Annotated in this window: 13 protein-coding genes; 9 read left to right on the forward strand and 4 right to left on the reverse strand. The window is 54.7% G+C overall.

All coding sequences use genetic code 11. From position 1 onward, the window contains the following. Positions 1 to 297: 297 nt before the first annotated feature. On the reverse strand, positions 298 to 1866 hold the full coding sequence (locus tag Q4D85_RS08185; RefSeq protein ID WP_303199609.1) for a hypothetical protein: 1569 nt from the start codon (positions 1864 to 1866) through the stop codon (positions 298 to 300). Between the two features lie 204 nt (positions 1867 to 2070). Between Q4D85_RS08185 and Q4D85_RS08190 the strand changes: the two genes are divergently transcribed. The 9 genes from Q4D85_RS08190 (at position 2071) to Q4D85_RS08230 (ending at position 10145) form a co-directional block, all read left to right on the forward strand. Further along, complete coding sequence (locus Q4D85_RS08190) at positions 2071 to 5091, forward strand: DUF4040 family protein (protein ID WP_303199610.1); 3021 nt, start codon at positions 2071 to 2073, stop codon at positions 5089 to 5091. Then, the gene (locus Q4D85_RS08195; RefSeq protein ID WP_303199612.1) at positions 5088 to 5534 is read left to right on the forward strand and encodes a cation:proton antiporter subunit C; all 447 of its coding nucleotides are present in this window, start codon (positions 5088 to 5090) and stop codon (positions 5532 to 5534) included. The genes Q4D85_RS08190 and Q4D85_RS08195 overlap by 4 nt, the downstream gene beginning before the upstream one ends. Before the next feature lie 6 nt (positions 5535 to 5540). Then, positions 5541 to 7136, forward strand: coding sequence for a monovalent cation/H+ antiporter subunit D family protein (locus tag Q4D85_RS08200; protein ID WP_303199613.1), 1596 nt, complete (start codon positions 5541 to 5543; stop codon positions 7134 to 7136). A gap of 8 nt (positions 7137 to 7144) precedes the next feature. Further along, a complete protein-coding gene (locus tag Q4D85_RS08205; protein ID WP_368502285.1) occupies positions 7145 to 7555 on the forward strand; it encodes a monovalent cation/H+ antiporter subunit E in 411 nt (136 codons plus the stop codon). Between the two features lie 3 nt (positions 7556 to 7558). Then, positions 7559 to 7831, forward strand: a complete 273-nt coding sequence (locus Q4D85_RS08210) for a cation:proton antiporter (RefSeq protein WP_303199615.1) — start codon at positions 7559 to 7561, stop codon at positions 7829 to 7831. Next, positions 7831 to 8157 carry a Na+/H+ antiporter subunit G gene (locus tag Q4D85_RS08215; RefSeq protein ID WP_303199616.1) on the forward strand — a complete coding sequence of 109 codons (327 nt, stop codon included), beginning with the start codon at positions 7831 to 7833 and terminating at the stop codon, positions 8155 to 8157. Before Q4D85_RS08210 ends, Q4D85_RS08215 begins: the two co-directional genes overlap by 1 nt. 44 nt (positions 8158 to 8201) lie before the next feature. Beyond that, complete coding sequence (locus Q4D85_RS08220; protein ID WP_303199617.1) at positions 8202 to 8759, forward strand: RNA polymerase sigma factor; 558 nt, start codon at positions 8202 to 8204, stop codon at positions 8757 to 8759. Between the two features lie 263 nt (positions 8760 to 9022). Continuing rightward, positions 9023 to 9619, forward strand: coding sequence for a peroxiredoxin (locus Q4D85_RS08225; protein ID WP_303199618.1), 597 nt, complete (start codon positions 9023 to 9025; stop codon positions 9617 to 9619). 1 nt (position 9620) lies between these two features. Continuing rightward, positions 9621 to 10145 carry a carboxymuconolactone decarboxylase family protein gene (locus Q4D85_RS08230; protein ID WP_303199619.1) on the forward strand — a complete coding sequence of 175 codons (525 nt, stop codon included), beginning with the start codon at positions 9621 to 9623 and terminating at the stop codon, positions 10143 to 10145. Between the two features lie 101 nt (positions 10146 to 10246). Here the strand turns inward: Q4D85_RS08230 and Q4D85_RS08235 are convergent, their stop codons facing one another. The 3 genes from Q4D85_RS08235 to Q4D85_RS08245 all read right to left on the reverse strand — a co-directional run bounded on the left by Q4D85_RS08235 (position 10247) and on the right by Q4D85_RS08245 (position 17721). Further along, positions 10247 to 11779, reverse strand: coding sequence for a catalase (locus tag Q4D85_RS08235; protein WP_303199621.1), 1533 nt, complete (start codon positions 11777 to 11779; stop codon positions 10247 to 10249). Positions 11780 to 12327: 548 nt separating this feature from the next. Beyond that, on the reverse strand, positions 12328 to 16002 hold the full coding sequence (locus Q4D85_RS08240; RefSeq protein WP_303199622.1) for a DUF5979 domain-containing protein: 3675 nt from the start codon (positions 16000 to 16002) through the stop codon (positions 12328 to 12330). 675 nt (positions 16003 to 16677) lie between these two features. Continuing rightward, positions 16678 to 17721: an aspartate-semialdehyde dehydrogenase gene (locus Q4D85_RS08245; protein ID WP_303199623.1), complete on the reverse strand. Its 1044-nt coding sequence runs from the start codon at positions 17719 to 17721 to the stop codon at positions 16678 to 16680. Positions 17722 to 17897: the final 176 nt, after the last annotated feature.

Here is a 17897-nt window from a genome sequence, read left to right on the forward strand (position 1 = left end):
GGCGGTTGGAGGGTTGGTTTCGTGGACGACGGGAGCTAAAGGTCGAGTTGGAAAATGACCACTGCGTCGATCCGCGTTTTCACAGAGGGTTTTGCGGATCACGGCTTTGGAGAAATTGGGGCGGAAATGCACCGCCCGTGCCATCGATGGGCCGAAGCCAACACGTTAGTTCTTCAGCGTCTTAGCTCGGCAGTGATGTGAGTTAGGAACCTAGTGTTGTTCGCTAAAGGCGAGATGACAGCACTGCCTTGATCGCCGTGGACAGTCCCCGCAGCAATGCGAATAACTCATTTCGCCCTAGTTGGTTTTATCCCGATAGGACTGATCATCGATATATTCGCCGTCGGCGTACTCACCATCGATGTACTCGTCATCGGCGTCGACGACATCCGCCCCGTCGTCGTACTCGTCGAAAAACTCTTCTGAATAGTCGCCCTCCCAGGCAGGGGCTTGTTCAATGTCGGTGGCCGGAAGAAGCTTCAGCCCGATGACCCCGGCGACGACTAGCAGCAACAACACCCCATAGCTGATGCCCACCATGGTCGACACCCCACCGGAGTTGCCCAATGCCGCCAACCCAGCGGTGGAATAATGCACCGGCGTCAGGCTTGAAAGCGCAAGCCAGGCAGTATCAACCGCGCTGGTGGTAGCGGAGTTCCAAGCCCATCCGACTATTCCCACCTGGGCAAGCGAACCAAGGATTGCAGCCACCGTCCCAATGCGCGGCCCCAGAATCCGGCACAGCAGCATCCCACCTATTAATGCGGAAGCAGCCAGCAGCACCGCAAGGCCAGTAATTCCAAGGATTTGAACCGCCTCAATGCCCGAGCCGAGGATCACGCTCAGGATGGTTGCCATGCCGCCCAGACCGAGAACAACCAATGCGCTTAGCCACCATTGTTCGCGGTCACCCCGGCGGTGCAATGCGGCACCCAACAACACGCCAGCGGAGATGAGGAATGCGTACATGGGGGCGAAGGTGCGGGTCACCCCGGCCGCCTCCGCTTCGGGAGTTCCCGCCTGGGTAATCGGCATCGCGCGTTGAATGGCGGAGATTTTCTCTTTGGTTAGTTTCGCCATGTCGTCGATCTTGACTGCGCCGGATTCCAGTTCCCCGACCCCGGCGAGGGCCTCATCGACCCCAGCGTTTAATTGATTAAGCCCGTCGTGGAGTTCCTTCGCCCCCTTGGTGGCGGAGAAAATCCCATCGTGATAGGCGTAGCCCGGAACGTGCAGCTGGTTGGCGATTTCCCGCGACCCGTCGCGAAGTTCTTCTAGTTGCTTTCGGGTTCCTTCGTCTAATTGGAAGGAACTGGCTTGTTCCCTAAAGCCGGTCAGTTGTTCCCGTAATTCCACCGAATCGGCATCGGTGGCGCCTTTCAGGTCATCCAGGTATCGATCGATGGTTCCGACGATCTGGCCGCGTACCACTTCGAATGTCACCAATTGATTGACTGCGGTTTCCACCCCGTCCGCGACCTTGGTGGCACCATCACCTAATTGGCCCGTCGCGGCCTGCAATTCCACGAGTCCGTCGGATAGTTTTTTCGAACCATCAGTGGCGGCGGTGACTGCGCCGGTAACTTCGCCGCTGCGACCGGATATTTTCTTCGTGCCTTCGGTTAATTGTTTGGTTCCATTAACGAGGAACCCCGCCTGGGAATTGGCTTCGCCGGTGGCACGGCGGGCGTCGATAAGCAACGAATCGTCGATGACGGCAGGTGCGCCTTCCCGATTATCGGTGGCGGACCACGCGTCAGCCGGGTCGATTCCGGCGAGGGTGGAGAAGGTGGCCCCGCCGAGCAATGGGACTGCAACGAGCAGGGCGACGATTGCGCGTTTTAAGGCTGACGGCTTCGAAGTCATACTGTGAAATGTATCCGTTTCCTTAACCTTAAGGCCAAGCCACACCGCAGGTAACTGGTATTATTGTCAAAGTTATTGTTCGATTTTTATAGAAATGAAAGTAGGCGCCACGGGTTTCCGGCAGTTTTCCTTGAGTTTTTAGGTGAGTTGTGTTCACTGGTGGCGCCACCCCCGTTCTAAGCGTTTGTGGGTGTGAGTTTTCACGTGTCGTTAATTTTTGTCCTCGGTCTTGCGGCGCTTAGCGTCGCAGTGGCTCCTGTTTGCGTCAAGTTATTTGACCGAGCCGCAGGGTGGCCGCTTGCCGCAATTTTCCTCGGTGCCTTCGGCGTACTCGTTCCACATTTGCCTGACATTTTCTCAGGCACTCCCTTGGTGTGGTCTGTCACCTGGGTGCCGGATTTCGTCGGTGCTGGCATTAATGTTGATCTGCGGTTGCGCGCTGACGCATTATCGGTATTTTTTGCGTTATTAGCCCTGGTCATTGGCTCAGTGGTGTTTATTTACTCGGCCAGTTATCTACCAAAATATAAAAAGAACACAAGTTTTTACACGATCATGACGGCGTTCACCGCGGCGATTTTGCTGCTGGTGCTTGCCGACGACGCAGTGGTGCTGTTTATCGCGTGGGAACTGGTCTCCCTGGCCTCGTTCATGTTGATTGCCCGCTCCGGCGGCGCGGGTGGCGAGCAAGGTTCCCAGCGCACGTTGATCCTGACGTTCATCGGCGGTTTAACCTTATTGGTCGCCATGGCGATAGCCGCCACCCAGGCGGGCACTACCAGCATAACCGGCATTATCGCTGCTGATTTCTGGTCGACCAACCCGGCACTAACGGCAGTGCTCGCGGTGCTGATTGCGGTCTCCGCATTCACGAAATCCGCGCAGCTGCCGTTTCATTTCTGGCTGCCGGAGGCAATGGCCGCGGCAACGCCGGTCTCCGCGTTCCTCCACGCCGCCGCCGTGGTCAAGGCTGGTATTTATGTTTTGCTGCGGTTCTCCTCCGTGTTTCACGATGTCCCGGTATGGAATTACCTGCTCATCATCACCGGCATGGCGACTGCGGTCATGGCCTCGTTGTTCGCTATCCAGAAAACCGATTTAAAAAAGCTCACGGCGTATTCCACGGTGTCGCATTTGGGTTGGATCGTGGCCACGATTGGTGTCGGCACCCCGTTGGCATTGGCTGCCGCATTGGTGCATACGCTCGCCCATGCGCTTTTTAAATCCTCGCTGTTCATGCTAATCGGAGTGCTGGATCACCAGACCGGCACCCGAGACGCCACCCGGCTGGGTTCCTCGTGGCGGCAATTGCCGTTCACGTTTACATCGGTGGTGATTGCGGCGGCATCGATGGCGGCTATCCCGCCGCTATTCGGCTTTGTTTCCAAAGAAGGCATGCTCACCGCGTTTACCGAGGCCCCGGTAGGTTCGCTTGGTGTGCTAGTGCTGTTAGCTGCGGCGACCATTGGCGCGATCTTCACATTCACCTATTCGGTGCGCATTGTGGCGGATGGTTTCATCGACGGCGACCGGGACATGTCGCAGGTGCGTGAGGCCCCCGTTTTGTTGTGGCTTCCTGCCGCTTTGCCTGGATTCGCATCGATCCCGATTGTCTTTGCACTAGGTTACCTCGACGCCCCGGTTTCCGCTGCCGCCGCCGCGATCGGCGAAGACCCCCACGTGCATTTGGCGCTGTGGCACGGGCTCAATGTTCCGTTCATCTTGTCGGCGGTGGTTTTGGTTGTGGGGATTATCGGGGTGTTTTTCCGGCACCAGATTTGGGCGCTTGTCGACGCCAAACGCCTCGCCCCTTATTCCGGCAACGACCTACTTAAGGTGTTCAATCAGTCGCTTTCCAAGTTCGGCCGCCTGCTTGGGCGCATGGCGGATTCCCTGTCGCCTGCCCGCCACCTGGCGTTCATGTTCCTCCTCTTAGCGGTTTTCGGAGTCACGGTTGCCATTTCCGGCCTGCTATACGGCGGGGTTGATGGTGTTGCGCTCTCGCCTCGGACCCCCGGCTCGGATCGTGTCTACGATCTGTTGCCGCTGGTCATTATCGCCTCGGGTGGAATTGCGCTAGCGCGCACGACGAAACGCCTAACCGCCGTGGTTCTGATTGGCGTGGTGGGCGTTGGGGTTACCCTTCAGGTATTGATGTTAGGTGCCCCGGATGTTGCACTCACCCAGTTCTTGGTGGAAGCGCTGGTTGTGGTCATCATGATGATGGTGGTGCGCCAACAACCGGAAACTTTCCACCCCACGAAACCTAAGCGCAAGATTGTCGGCGGTTTGTTAGCCGCGGTGGTGGGCGTGCTGACGTTCTTGGCGTCGTTCATGCTTTTAGGTCGCCACGACCGTAGCGAAATTGCGCTGTGGTATCTCAATGAGGCACCGAGCATCACCAGTGGCGATAACGTGGTGAATACCATCTTGGTGGAGTTCCGTGCGCTGGATACCTTGGGTGAGTTGTCGGTATTGGGCATGGCCGCGGTGGTTATCGCTGCGGTGGTGACATCCATGCCTCGCTATCCGTTTGCTAAGGGCACGCACCCGGCACCTATCGGCCAGTCGACGGTCAATTCCATTCCGCTGCGTACCTTGTTAAAGGCACTGGTTCCGGTTTTGGTCGTTTTGTCGGCGTTGATTTTCTGGCGCGGCCATAATGAACCTGGTGGCGGCTTCATCGCGGCATTGGTCGCCGGCGCTGCGATGATGTTGACCTATATCGCTTTCCCGCGTGACCGGCGGATTTTCGGGGTTTCGGTTCCCATTTACCTCACTGGTTTTGGAATCCTTATCGCGTTGCTGGCTGGTTTTATCGGCCTCATGCATGGCTCGTTCCTCTACGCCATTCACGGGTATGCCTTTGGCCAGCACCTGTCGTCGTCGTTGATCTTCGACGTCGGTGTGTATTTGGCGGTTCTGGGAATGCTCTCGATGGCTATTAATGCCTTGGGCGGCTACCTGCGCCCGGGCATGGAGTATAAGGATTTGAATTTCAATCGTCAGGATTCACCATTGCAGCCTTTGGTGCAGGTCCTGCACGAGCCGGGCGATTTCCCCGATGAGCATCGGCGGGCACCGGAGGCCCCGGAGCAGGCGTTGATTGAAAAGCACGCGCTGCAGGAATCGGCTGCGCTGAAGGCGGATTCCGCCTCGCATACCACCACGATCACCCACCCAGGCGAGGAACAGGGCTTAGGCACGCAGGAGGATTCCAAGTGATTATTTCGTTGACCATTGCGCTGCTTGCCGCAGGTGGAGTGTATCTGGTGGTGCAGCGCGGCATGCTGCGCATTGTTGTGGGCATGACGCTGTTGAGCCATGCGGCTAATCTTTTGATCCTGGTCACTGGCATTCCGGCATGGCGGGGTGAGCCGTTTCCTAGTAGGACGGAGATTTCCGACGCCGCTGATCCGCTCCCCCAGGCGTTTGTGCTCACGGCGATCGTCATTGCGATGGCGACCACCACGTATATGTTGACGCTGTCTGGTTTGGGCCGGTCGGATGATACCGAGGCCGAGGTTGTGGCTGATGAGGATTCGCCGCTGCAGACCTTGGGCCGGTCGACCACCACGGCGGAGCTTGCAGCCAGTGAAGCCCATGTGGCGAAGCGCCGCAGTAGGCGTGAGGCACGAATGAAATCTATCGATCCGAAAGGCCACTGACCTGTGATGACGCTTCCAGTTTTTCTCGCAGCTGCTGCGGAAGCTCCGGGCGGCTTTAATGTCGATGCGGTTTTGCCGTTATTCATCGGCATTCCGCTAGCGTTGGTGGCGCTTGCTGCCGTCGCGCCGTCGAAACCTATCCGCGATAGCATTTGTCTGCTCACCCCCGTGGGCACGCTGCTTGGCGGGGTGTGGTTGTTCGGCTACACCGCTGCGCACGGCACCATTGCGCATTCGGTGGGGCTTTATATCGGTGGCGTTGCCATTCCGCTTGCGGGCGATCAATTCGCCGCCGTGATGATCGTGACTACGTCTGCCGTTGCGTTTGCCGCCAATTGGTTCGCATTGGTGGTTGGCGAAACCCGCGCCCGGTTTTATCCGGCGCTGGCGACGATGCTGCTTAGCGGTGTGATGGGTGCGCTGCTTACCGCTGATCTGTTCAATTTCTTCGTCTTCATTGAGGTCATGCTGCTGCCGTCCTATGGCCTGTTGGCTATGACGGGCACGTGGGCTCGCTTGTCGGCGGGGCGGGCGTTTGTCTTGGTTAATCTGGCCACTTCGACATTGCTTTTGGTCGGTGTGGCTATCGTCTACGGCGTGGTGGGGACCGTGAATATCGCGGCGTTGCGCGGTGCGGCGGCGGGCCACGGCCCGGCCACGGTGGCGATGGGGATCGTGGTGATCGCGATGGTGGTGAAGGCAGGGTTGTTCCCGGTTCATACCTGGTTGCCGCGTTCCTACCCGCAGACGTCGGCAAGCGTCATGGCGTTGTTCTCGGCGCTGCATACCAAGGTTGCGGTCTTTATCTTGTTCCGCATTTATGTGGTGATTTTTGAGCTTGATGCACGCTGGACGACGCTGATTATCGTCGTGTGTATCGCAAGCATGATTGTGGGGTCCTTCGCGGGTTTGGCGGAGAATTCCATGCGCCGGGTGCTCGCGTATCAGATGGTCAACGGCATGCCGATGATTATGGTGATGCTGGCCTTTACCGCTGGTAATGAGAAGGCGGCCTTGGCGGCTGGCATTTTGTACATGCTGCACCACATGATCACGGTGGCTTCGTTGATCTTAAGCGCGGGCGCAGTCGAGGAAACTTACGGCAAGGACGTGTTATCGAAGCTTTCGGGCATCGCGCGTCGCGATCCGTTGGTTGCTGCGGTGTTCGCCGCCGGTGCGTTTTCCTTGGTTGGTTTCCCTCCGTTTTCCGGGTTATGGGCGAAGGTGTATCTGATAGTAAATATCGCCGCCGCTCAGACGGTTGCTGGGTGGGTTGTGATTGCCGTCGTGATCCTTGCCAGCTTCGCGGCGTTTCAGGCGGTTTTGCGCATCTGGCGGAAGGTGTTCTGGGGTGGCGAGATGAATAAACAACGCATTCCCGAAAACCTCCGGGTGCCGTTGGCGCGCATCGCCCCTGGTGCGGCGCTTGCCATCGTGAGCTTCGGGATGTTTATTTTCGCTGGCCCCTTGGTGTCGGTGGCGCTTTCTGCCGCTGATTCGCTTGTCGACGTCCCCGGCTACGTTTCCGCCGTGCTCGGCGTCGATCCAAACCAGGCGGTAGGTGCCGTGGCGGCAGCCACTATTTCGGGAGGTGCTAGCTAGTTATGGCAATTGTGCATGCAGTGAAATTTATCTTCTGGTTAAAGTTCCAGCTTCTCCTTGCTACCTGGACTGTGGTTATTGACACGCTTACTGGTAATAAGAAGATCGATCCGTGCGTGGTCACGTACCCGTTACGGGTGACCAACGACTGGCAGATTACATTATTTGCTACCTCCATTACCATCACGCCCGGAACGATGTCGCTTACCATCGTCGACGATGATGAGGATCAGGAACAAGGCGATCGGCATTTGATCGTGCACGCTGTGTACGGTTCCAATCCCGATCAGGTTCTAGCCGATCTCGCCCAAATGGAGGAAATGTTGGCGCCGCATGTTGCGGGCATCGCCCATGATCTTTCCGCCGCTAAGGTGGAATATCCCGCACCGAAGGCGACGTCGCCTGGAAGGAAGGCATAGCTGATGATGGCATTTGATTATTTCGCCTACACCGGAATGGCCTTGCTGGCGGTTTCGTTGCTCAGTATCATCGCTTTGATTGTGCGCACCAAGGACGAATTTGTGCGTGCGGTGGTGTCGGATCTGGTGTTTTATTCCATGATTGGGTTTTATCTCGTCTGGTCCATGTTGAACGACACGGCTATCGCCTATGAGATCATTCTGTTGGCTGCGGTCGCTGGCGGCGTTTTGCCCACCATGTCGATGGCGCGCATCATTTCGAAGGGACGCCGCTAATGATTATTACCGAGATTATCGCGGGCGTGTGCATCGTTATTGCTGGCCTCTTATTTTTGCTAACCGCACTGGCGTATTGGCGCTATCAAGAACCCCTCACCCAGGCGAATCTGATGGGGCCGGCCACCAGTGTAGGGCTGCCGCTGTTGATCGTCGCAAAGCTCATTTATGACATCGGCAACCACGGCTTGGTCTTCAGCGACCTTATCCGGGCGGTGCTGTCCATCACCGGTTATTTGGTGGTGCTGGCGGTCGGTTCGTTTATCGCCGGGCGTTCGCTTTACGCGGTGGCCACCGAACAAGAGGAAGCCAGCTCCCCTAGCTAGTCCAACATTCGCCCCGCAGGGAGTGCATGTTAAACTTTTTCACCATGACCACACAGTCCGCAGCGGATGAGCACATCACCCAATTAGCCTTGAAGGCTGGTCGGGGTGATCGGGCTGCCCTGACGGAGTTTATCAAGGCGACCCAATCGGACGTGTGGCGACTATTGGCGCATTTGGGCGGCACGGAAATCGCGGATGACCTCACGCAGGAGACCTATTTGCGGGTTATTAAAGCGCTACCCCGATTCGCGGCGCGCTCCTCGGCGCGTACCTGGTTGCTGTCGCTTGCGCGTCGGGTGTGGGTGGATAACATTCGCCACGACATGGCTCGGCCACGAAAGTCAGCGGCCGAAGTGGAGTCCGTCGATTCGCCGACGGAAACAAACTGGTCGGAGTGGGTTGATGTGCGGATGCTTATCGACGCCCTCCCGGCAGAGCGTCGTGAAGCATTAATCCTCACCCAGGTTTTGGGGTACAGCTACGAGGAGGCCGCGAAAATCGCCGACGTTCGGTTGGGCACGATCCGCTCCCGGGTCGCCCGCGCCCGCTCGGATATCATCGCCGCGTCGCGCACTTCGACCGGTGCGTCACATAGCGCTTAACCTGTTCAACCCCGTTGCGGGGTTATCTTTCTCACAGTTTTCGGCCATTTGCCGTTTAACTGTTGTCTAGTTTCCCCTTCCGCCCCACCCGGTGCGCTGGCTTAACAACCCTAACCAATAGCAGCCATAAAAATTACCTATTTGCAGCGGATTGATTTTTACATTAGTTCATTGACAGCTTTTCAGTATGTCGGTAGAAACGTCTAAAGGGGCACGAAGCACCCCCAAAGAAACAATCATTGCCGTTGGAGGAATGAACAACAATGCCAATTTTGACCGTTGGTGAAAAATTTCCGGAATTTGAACTTACTGCACTTAAGGGCGGCGACCTGCACAATGTCGATGCGGCACAGCCGGAGGACTACTTCGAAACTGTCTCGCTAGGCAAGTACGAAGGTAAGTGGAAGATCGTCTTCTTCTACCCGAAGGACTTCACGTTCGTCTGCCCAACCGAAATCGCAGCTTTTGGCAAGCTGGACGAAGAATTCCAGGATCGCGACACCCAGGTTCTCGGCGGCTCCACCGATAACGAGTTCTGCCACTTCAATTGGCGCGCCACCCACCCAGAACTCAAGGACGTCCCGTTCCCAATGTTCGCCGATGTCAAGCACGAGCTCATCCGCGAACTGGGTGTCGAAAACGGCGACGGCGTTGCTGACCGCGCGACCTTCATCATCGACCCAGACGGCATCATCCAATTCGTTTCCGTCACCCCAGACGCAGTCGGCCGCAACGTCGACGAGGTGCTGCGGGTCCTTGATGCACTCCAGTCCGAAGAGGTCTGCGCCTGCAACTGGCAGAAGAACGATCCCACCAAGAACATCGACAAGTTCGCGGAGCTTCAGGAGGGCCTAAAGTAACATGAGCATCGATAATCTCAAGGCAGGCCTGCCGGAATACGCCAAAGACTTAAAGCTTAATATCGGCACCTTGCTCCGCAGCACCGAGCTGAACGAGCAGCAGTTATGGGGCACGCTCCTCGCATCTGCCGCAGCTACCCGCAGCGAGGCAGTTTTCTCCGAGGTAAGCGAAGAAGCCAAAACCCACCTCAGCGACGAGGCATTCAATGCCGCACTTGCTGCCGCATCCATCATGGCGATGAATAACGTTGCCTACCGGGCGAAAAGCTGGTTGGGCTCCGACTATGCCCAGGTGAAGATGGGGCTGCGCATGAACGTCATCGCAAACCCAGGTGTGGAAAAGGTCGACTTCGAGCTGTGGTCGCTGGCAGTATCCGCCATCAACGGCTGCGAACACTGCACCATCGCCCACGAAAAGACCGTGCGCGGCGAAGGCCTGACCAAGGAGCAGGTTTTCGAAGCAGTAAAGATCGCCGCCACCATTCAAGGCGTGGCACAGGTGGTCGACATTGAGGCCGCTCGCTAAACAATGAGAAAAACCGGCGCGTGTGAGGTTTAGCCTCCGCGCCGGTTTTTGCTTGTCGACGTCACCACGGTGCGACCGGGACGGCGTCGACAAGCGAAATACTACTTCTTAAGTGCGAACAGCTCCTTGACCCGAGCACCCAGCTGTGGGTCAACCTGCTCCCAGTACCAGTAGCAACGCTCTTCGGTCTCTGGGGAAACACCGACCATCGCATTGGTAATGTTGTCAGCCAGCCGCTCCTTCTCGCCGTCATCCATAACCTCGCGGTACAGGATCCCAGCCTGGACGAAATCGCCATCCTCGGAGTGCTGCACATAGGCAGCACGCACCAGGTCGGTGCCATGTGGATCTGGGTTAACGAACAACTCGGCAGCCTGGCCGTAGCTCACGCCGGAGGAGGAAGAAACCCCATCGTCCAAGAAACCTGCACCCTTGTCAAAGCGGTTCGGGGTGTACACCGGCGCGCTCGCAGGGTTGAACTGGTACTCCATTGGACCCTGGTGAGCGTAGGTATTAACCGGGAATACCGGCTGGTTCACTGGCAGCTGACGGTAGTTCGGGCCGATCCGGTACCGGTGTGCGTCCGCATAAGCGAAGGCACGAGCCATGAGCATGCGGTCTGGGGACAGACCAACGCCTGGCACCAAGTTCGCTGGGTCCAGCGCCATCTGCTCGATCTGAGCGAAGAAGTTCTGTGGGTTCTTGTTCAGGACGAAGTAGCCGACGTCTACCAGTGGGTAATCCTTCTGCGACCAGGTCTTGGTCAGGTCAAATGGGTTGTAGCGGTAAGTTTCTGCCTCTTCAAACGGCATGATCTGGACCTTGACGTCCCAGATTGGGTAGTCGCCGTTTTCGATGGCGTTAAAGAGATCCTCGCGCTGGTAATCGGCGTTCTTGCCTGCCATTTCTTGTGCCTCAGCGTCGGTGAAGCAATCCCAACCCTGGCGGCTCTTGAAGTGGTACTTGATCCACACTGGGGTACCTTCTTCATTGATCCACTGGAAGGTGTGCGAACCGAAACCATCCTGGTGGCGGGAGGTCTTCGGGGTACCACGGTCACCCATCAAGTAGGTCACCTGGTGAGAGGACTCAGGGGTGCGGGTCCAGAAATCCCACTGCGCGTCCGCATTGCGCAGACCGGTCTGCCCCATACGCTTCTGGGAGTGGATGAAGTCCGGGAACTTCATGCCGTCACGCAGGAAGAAGGTGGGGGTGTTATTACCGACGATGTCGTAGTTACCCTCTTCGGTGTAGAAACGCACAGCGAAGCCGTGTACGTCGCGCCAGGTATCAGGGGAACCCTGCTCGCCAGCCACGGTGGAGAACCGAACAGCCATGGGGGTTACGGTACCCGGCTGGAACAGCTTTGCCTTGGTGTAGGCGGAAACGTCGTTAGTAATGTGCAATTCGCCGAATGCGCCGTGGCCCTTTGCGTGTGGGTTACGCTCCGGGACGCGCTCGCGGTTGAAGTGAGCCAGTTTTTCAATCAGGTGAATGTCGTTAAGAACATTGGCGCCCTGTGGGCCAGCCGTGATGGAAATGTTTTCGCTTGGAACTGGACGGCCACCGTGTTGAGTGGTGGTGCCGGTCAATTCTGGACGCATGCCATTCGAAACAATGTCATTGGTATCCATATACAAACCTTTCTTAAACCTATAACAGATATAGATTATTAACCTATGGGTGAGTGATTGATTAATAGCTTAATGCTGAATGCGACCGGATCCAAGGGTAAACAAGCCAATTTGCCAAAGATCAACCTTTATTACTATGCCGACGCATTGACGCCCGTCTAAGCTTTATCGCCCGAGGCCAAAAATAGAGAACCTAGCTGCGCAAACAAACTGATTAGCCCAACCTTTTAAAGTCATAAAACGCTCACATTAATAACGAAAATCACCCCCGATACCACCCCTGCAGTAGCCACCAGCCGATAACTGCTGGCCACCCAAACCCCTTTTTCAGAGCAGGCGCAACCACGACACCATCAGAAATGTGCCCAGGTTACCGTCAGCATTCCAACCAGTAATCCCCCAATGAAACCTATAACCAAACCCTAACATTCGGCCCCATACCGAATTTGCGCCGACGGTTACGCATGCATAAAAGCCGGTGTCCCCTCCGTGGGAGACACCGGCTAATCAGCTGCGATAATTGCTATCGCATAAACTGTTTCCAGCAACTAGCTCTTGCGGCCACGACGCACAAGGAACGCCCCAAGTGCTGCCAGCAAAGCTGCAATGGCTACAAGTCCAAGAACAGATGCACCAGTCTTAGCCAGCGACTTAGCCTGCGAATCCTTTTGTACGCCCTTCGCGGCAGGAGCATCCTTTGCGATACCCTTCTGCGGTGCCTCGCCAAGCGGCTTAGCAGGCGTGGATGTAGCTGGTGCCTGCGGCTCCTGGCCCAATGGTGCTACCGGTCCCGGAACAAGACTTGCAAGCCCGCCACCAAGCAATGGAACCACACCAATCAGCAACCACCACCATTGTGGATTCGCCGTATTGGTCAGGGTCACTATCTGGCCATCAGCGGTAGCTGCACCAATAGTCAGCTCAGCTGTCCCGTCGCCCTTATCAACAACGCCCACACCACTGAATACTGGGGTATTCCAGGTTGCGGAAGCGCCATCAGCAGGTTTGATTTCAGACAAGGTAACAACCGTACCAACCGGAAGTGTTGGGAAATCCTCAACAACTTGTCCAGCGCGCACAGCTACATCACGCTTCTCAGGCGTACCATTAACGGTCCACGAAGCAGACGCCTTGAACTCAGGATCACCAACGAAGTACGCGCCTAGGCCATTGACAATCTTTTGCAACTTGAACCGACCCAGTGGCGTCGCGTTATTCGTTAACGTGACAACCTGCCCACCAACAATACCGGCCTTGATAGTCAAGTTAGCGGTCCCGTTGCCGTTATCAACAACACCATCACCACTAAATACCGGGGTAGCCCAAGCAACAGCAGCACTATCAGCAGGCTTAGTCTCAGACAAGGTAACAACCGTACCAACCGGAAGTGTTGGGAAATCCTCAACAACTTGTCCAGCGCGCACAGCTACATCACGCTTCTCAGCCTTACCATTAACGGTCCACGAAGCAGACGCCTTGAACTCAGGATTACCAATAGCTGCAGCATCAACACCAACAACAGCCTTCTCAAGCTTAAACTGGCCCAACTGTGTCGCATTATTCGTCAGCGTGACAACCTGCCCACCAACAATACCGGCCTTGATAGTCAAGTTAGCGGTCCCGTTGCCGTTATCAACAACACCATCACCACTAAATACCGGGGTAGCCCAAGCAACAGCAGCACTATCAGCAGGCTTAGTCTCAGACAAGGTAACAACCGTACCAACCGGAAGTGTTGGGAAATCCTCAACAACTTGTCCAGCGCGCACAGCTACATCACGCTTCTCAGCCTTACCATTAACGGTCCACGAAGCAGACGCCTTGAACTCAGGATTACCAATAGCTGCAGCATCAACACCAACAACAGCCTTCTCAAGCTTAAACTGGCCGAGAATGATTTCCTTTTCGTACTTGTTCACTACGCGCTTTTCGTGATACTTAGGCGCATTGACGATAGAGAACCCGGTCGCATAAGGCATTTCAGCGTTGATGAGTTTATAGCCAGGGATTTCTGGTAAATCCACCTCTTTATAGGTACAGCGAGTCCCAGCATCAAAGAACTGAGGAATCATAGTAGCTTTGCCGTTGGCCTTCAGCTTCACGCGGCCTGTTTCGGTGCCACAGGTGTATTCAAACGTAAAATCTTTGTCCTGGTACAGCTCTTGAGGCACACCTTCAACCACTTTGCTCAGGAAGAACGTATTTTGATACTTGTTGGTTACAGTAGCAACGTTCTTTTCGCCAGCCTTAATAACTGCCCCGGAGTATGTAGCAGAAGCTTCAAATTGTTTCGTTTGATTTGCGTGTGGCCCCTTGATCTTAGCTTTGCTGAGATCTTCGTCCTTGACCATACAATTGGTGCCCGCTGGGAATTCACCCACAACCTTTTCAGCCTTAGCCGTGACGGTGATGTCATAGTCGGTGTTGGCCTTGTATGCGGAAGCGCCATTTACAGGCTTGCTGTCCTGATCGCAGGTGAACTTCAAGAAGTATTCTTTTGCAGTCAAATCTGCGCCAGTACTATCCTTCGGCTCCAGGTCCTTTTGAACCTTCTTCACCACGAACTCACCGTACTTCACCGAAGGCTGGAAGCTATTGGTCAAACCGAGAACCAGCACTTCGCCACGTACCGGAGTTTTGATGGTTGCTTTGTTACCTGCAACCGTGATTCCATTAGCCTGCGCTTTTAGCTCGGTCGAGCCAGGAATACTGAATTTACCGGGATTCCATTTAAATGTGCTGCCAGTGACGTTTGGCTCAACAATAACAACCTCTTCACCCGGGTCTGCCATAAACTTGCACGGGTTCTCTACTGAAACCTGGCAGGTTTCAGCTTTGCCACCGATGGTAATATTTAGCGGAAATTCGGTAACATCTGGCTTCTCACCTGAAGGTGCCTCGATGTCTTTCTTAATCACGATGGTTGCGCGATTTGGATCACCAGAGGAAGTGCCCCAGAAACGTGCGTATAGCGCTACATCCTTCACAATTCTGCTGGCTTGTCCCTTAACAGTCAGAGAATTCTTAGCCTTAGGGTTTGCGGCATAGCCTTTGTCCACGCCGATTGATGCAGAAGGAATCCAAGTGTAGTAGGTGATCCGATATGCTGCATTCGGCTTCACATTGGCAATCTTAATTTTCAGATCGCTATTCTTCTTCCAATTGTTCTTGCCAAAGTAACCGTCAACAGTAATTTCTTCTGGTTCACCGTTCCGGGTCCTGACCTCACCAGTTTCGTCATTGGCCTGGGCAATACGTGTTGCACATGGAATATTCTTCAACTCCAGTTCACCACCAATGCGGCATTTAGGCGATTCCTGAACTTCCCATGACCCATCAGCCACGGTAGCGCCTTCACGGCGGCTAATTTCCAAGTTTCCACCTACTCCCGCTGCCGCGAAGTAGTGGCCTACAGTGATTTCCTTTTTCGTATCGGAATCAGTCAACGTGACATCGCTGAGATGATCTTCAATCTCAATCACGCCGTTTTGAGCAATCTCATTTACCTTCTCCGCCGGAATTAAAACAGACCAGAAAATTTGTTGATAGCTTGTCCCATCTTGATCAGGGAAAACCACATCCTTGGAGAAGTATCCACCCTTACGAATGTCGCCAGTTATGGCACTGTCTCCCCTTAATTCGGGCTTATCGATACGACCGTTCCTCTCGCCGGTCAATAGGTAATAAACATCGTAGGTCTTCGGACCCCAAACCACCGGTTCGGTCCGTTCGCTTGCGACAGCCTTCAGCTGAACTATGGCCTCGCCATGAATGTTGTTGTTTTTATTTCCATCAACTGCATCGGTAAACGTACACACGATCAAAGCTTCAGCAGCCTTTACATTGCAGGTAGTGTATTCACCGGCCTCTACGTTTGGCTTGTCTGTCGCACCCCGCAACCAACTTGGCAGGTTGATGACCATTTGATCGCCAGGCCGAGGGCGGGGGTTGTCCCCTACCGCCCACACGAACTTAGCGGTGAACTCGTTACCGTGAACAAATGGCTGATCGTCATCTGCTGAATCAGTGATATCTACGCCGTCACGAGTAATTGTCAGGTTTGTACCATATTTGGACGCAAAGTCCTCCGGCACAAAAGATGTTTGTGCGTTCGCAGTACCGGTTGGCATGACGACGATAAACGACGATACCAACGCAAAAACCATCACCATAACGAAGGCGCGGACGTTATTGCGCGCGTTCGTGAATGACAGTTGCCCCATTGGTAGCCACCTCCTCTTGAATCTTTATTAAGCGTTTCTCATAACTGTCCACATTGTTAATAATGTGGATTGAACAGTCCGCCCGCTTGGGCATAGCGCTGCCAAGTGAGGGCTGTTTTGCAATAACCTTATGCGTGAACCTATAGAAAAACAGCAACCTACCCCCGGCATTTTCATAGCCTTTTAAGCATAATTCTTAGTTTTTACTTACTTTTTGGCAAATAAGATCACACTAATATCACAGATATTGCCAAAACCCGATTATGGCTAAAGTGCTACGGATACCCCATCCGGCAAAGATTAAATTTTCATAAGCAGAAAATGAGCAAAATTAATCTGTGATCTGCAGCATTCTACCTTTGTTTCCCCCAAATTTTACCCCCTATCAATAGGGGTGCATTTAATACCCGCTCTAACATCGATAAATCTCGAAATAGGCTTTTTTACACATGCTATGAATCTAATACGTGAGTATTAGATTCATTAAAACAAAATTATGAAAGCTTGCTGGTTTGCCCGGTTTGAAACGATTTCTTGTCCCAATCCGGCAAAATTCCGCCATCAGCAGGATGGATAGGGAGATATGTTGCACATAATTTTGCATATGCGTACACCAATGGAAAACTCCCCGGCAGTCAAAGGCATATGCCACTTCCACCGGGGAGTCAGGCAGGCTTAGTTATCGGCATCCACCAATAATTCGGCAATCTGAATCGTGTTTAGAGCTGCGCCTTTACGGAGATTGTCGCCAGAGACGACGAAGACAAGCCCCTTATTATCCGCAACCGTTTGGTCTTGTCGGATCCGGCCAACCAGCGAATCATCGCGCCCGGCGGCCGCAAGCGGGGTGGGAACGTCGACTACGGAGACGCCTGGGGCGTCGTAAAGCAATTCCTTAGCTTGTTCTGGGGTGATCGCGGAGTCGAATTCGGCATGAACCGTCATGGTGTGTCCAGTCAATACCGGCACCCGAACGCAGGTTCCGGCAACCAAGAGATCTGGGATTCCTAAAATCTTGCGGGATTCATTGCGCAATTTCTGCTCTTCATCGGTTTCATCAGAACCGTCGTCAACCAAATTACCGGCGAATGGCAGCGCATTATAGGCAATCGGAGCAACGTAAGGGCCGAGGTCACCGAAGTGAGCAGCTGAACCGTCATGCACCAACTCCACTGCGCGATCGCCTACTTCGGCAACCTGCTTCACCAAAGTCTCGACACCAGCCAAGCCCGAACCGGAGACGGCTTGGTAGGAGGAGACGTGTAGCTTCTTCAAACCCGCAGCCTTATGCAATACCGTGAGCACCGGCATCAAAGCCATAGTCGTGCAATTTGGATTAGCGATAATGCCTTTAACGGCGTTGTTTTTATCGTCCGGATTAGCTTCGGAAACGATCAACGGCACCTCAGAGTCTTTGCGCCATGCGGAAGAATTATCCACCACTTTCGCCCCTGCTTCGGCGAAGATCGGCGCGTACTGCAATGATGTGGAACCACCGGCACTGAATAATGCGATGTCGATGCCAGCGAGGCTTTCGACTGTCACCGTGGCGAGGTCTTCCACTACGACGTCCTCGCCGCGGAATTGCATCGTCGTTCCTGCCGAACGTGCGGAGGCAAAGAACCGTACCTTATCTGCGGGGAAATTTCGTTCTTCTAGGATGCTACGCATCACGCGGCCTACCTGGCCGGTAGCACCAACTACTGCAACAGTTGTCATTTAGGGTTCGCCCTCAATCTACTTTGTGTGGGTTAGTCGTGTCTTTTAGATAGTACTCCCCCTTGTTGTGCCGCCACAATGCCGCAATGCTTCAATGAATCTAATGCAGCGCAGCTTCCGGCATGCAAAAGCGGCACGAGAACAACCTTATGAAAGTGGTTGTTTTCGTGCCGCTT

Origin of the sequence: Corynebacterium sp., from assembly GCF_030532965.1 — a bacterium.
Lineage (GTDB): Bacteria > Actinomycetota > Actinomycetes > Mycobacteriales > Mycobacteriaceae > Corynebacterium.

What these genes read in the sequence shown, in the direction of transcription:
- Q4D85_RS08185 (WP_303199609.1), bottom strand. Translation starts at nt 1,866, where the DNA reads ATGACTTCGAAGCCGTCAGCCTTAAAACGCGCAATCGTCGCCCTGCTC.
- Q4D85_RS08200 (WP_303199613.1), top strand. Translation starts at nt 5,541, where the DNA reads ATGACGCTTCCAGTTTTTCTCGCAGCTGCTGCGGAAGCTCCGGGCGGC.
- Q4D85_RS08210 (WP_303199615.1), top strand. Translation starts at nt 7,559, where the DNA reads ATGATGGCATTTGATTATTTCGCCTACACCGGAATGGCCTTGCTGGCG.
- Q4D85_RS08215 (WP_303199616.1), top strand. Translation starts at nt 7,831, where the DNA reads ATGATTATTACCGAGATTATCGCGGGCGTGTGCATCGTTATTGCTGGC.
- Q4D85_RS08220 (WP_303199617.1), top strand. Translation starts at nt 8,202, where the DNA reads ATGACCACACAGTCCGCAGCGGATGAGCACATCACCCAATTAGCCTTG.
- Q4D85_RS08225 (WP_303199618.1), top strand. Translation starts at nt 9,023, where the DNA reads ATGCCAATTTTGACCGTTGGTGAAAAATTTCCGGAATTTGAACTTACT.
- Q4D85_RS08230 (WP_303199619.1), top strand. Translation starts at nt 9,621, where the DNA reads ATGAGCATCGATAATCTCAAGGCAGGCCTGCCGGAATACGCCAAAGAC.
- Q4D85_RS08235 (WP_303199621.1), bottom strand. Translation starts at nt 11,779, where the DNA reads ATGGATACCAATGACATTGTTTCGAATGGCATGCGTCCAGAATTGACC.
- Q4D85_RS08240 (WP_303199622.1), bottom strand. Translation starts at nt 16,002, where the DNA reads ATGGGGCAACTGTCATTCACGAACGCGCGCAATAACGTCCGCGCCTTC.
- Q4D85_RS08245 (WP_303199623.1), bottom strand. Translation starts at nt 17,721, where the DNA reads ATGACAACTGTTGCAGTAGTTGGTGCTACCGGCCAGGTAGGCCGCGTG.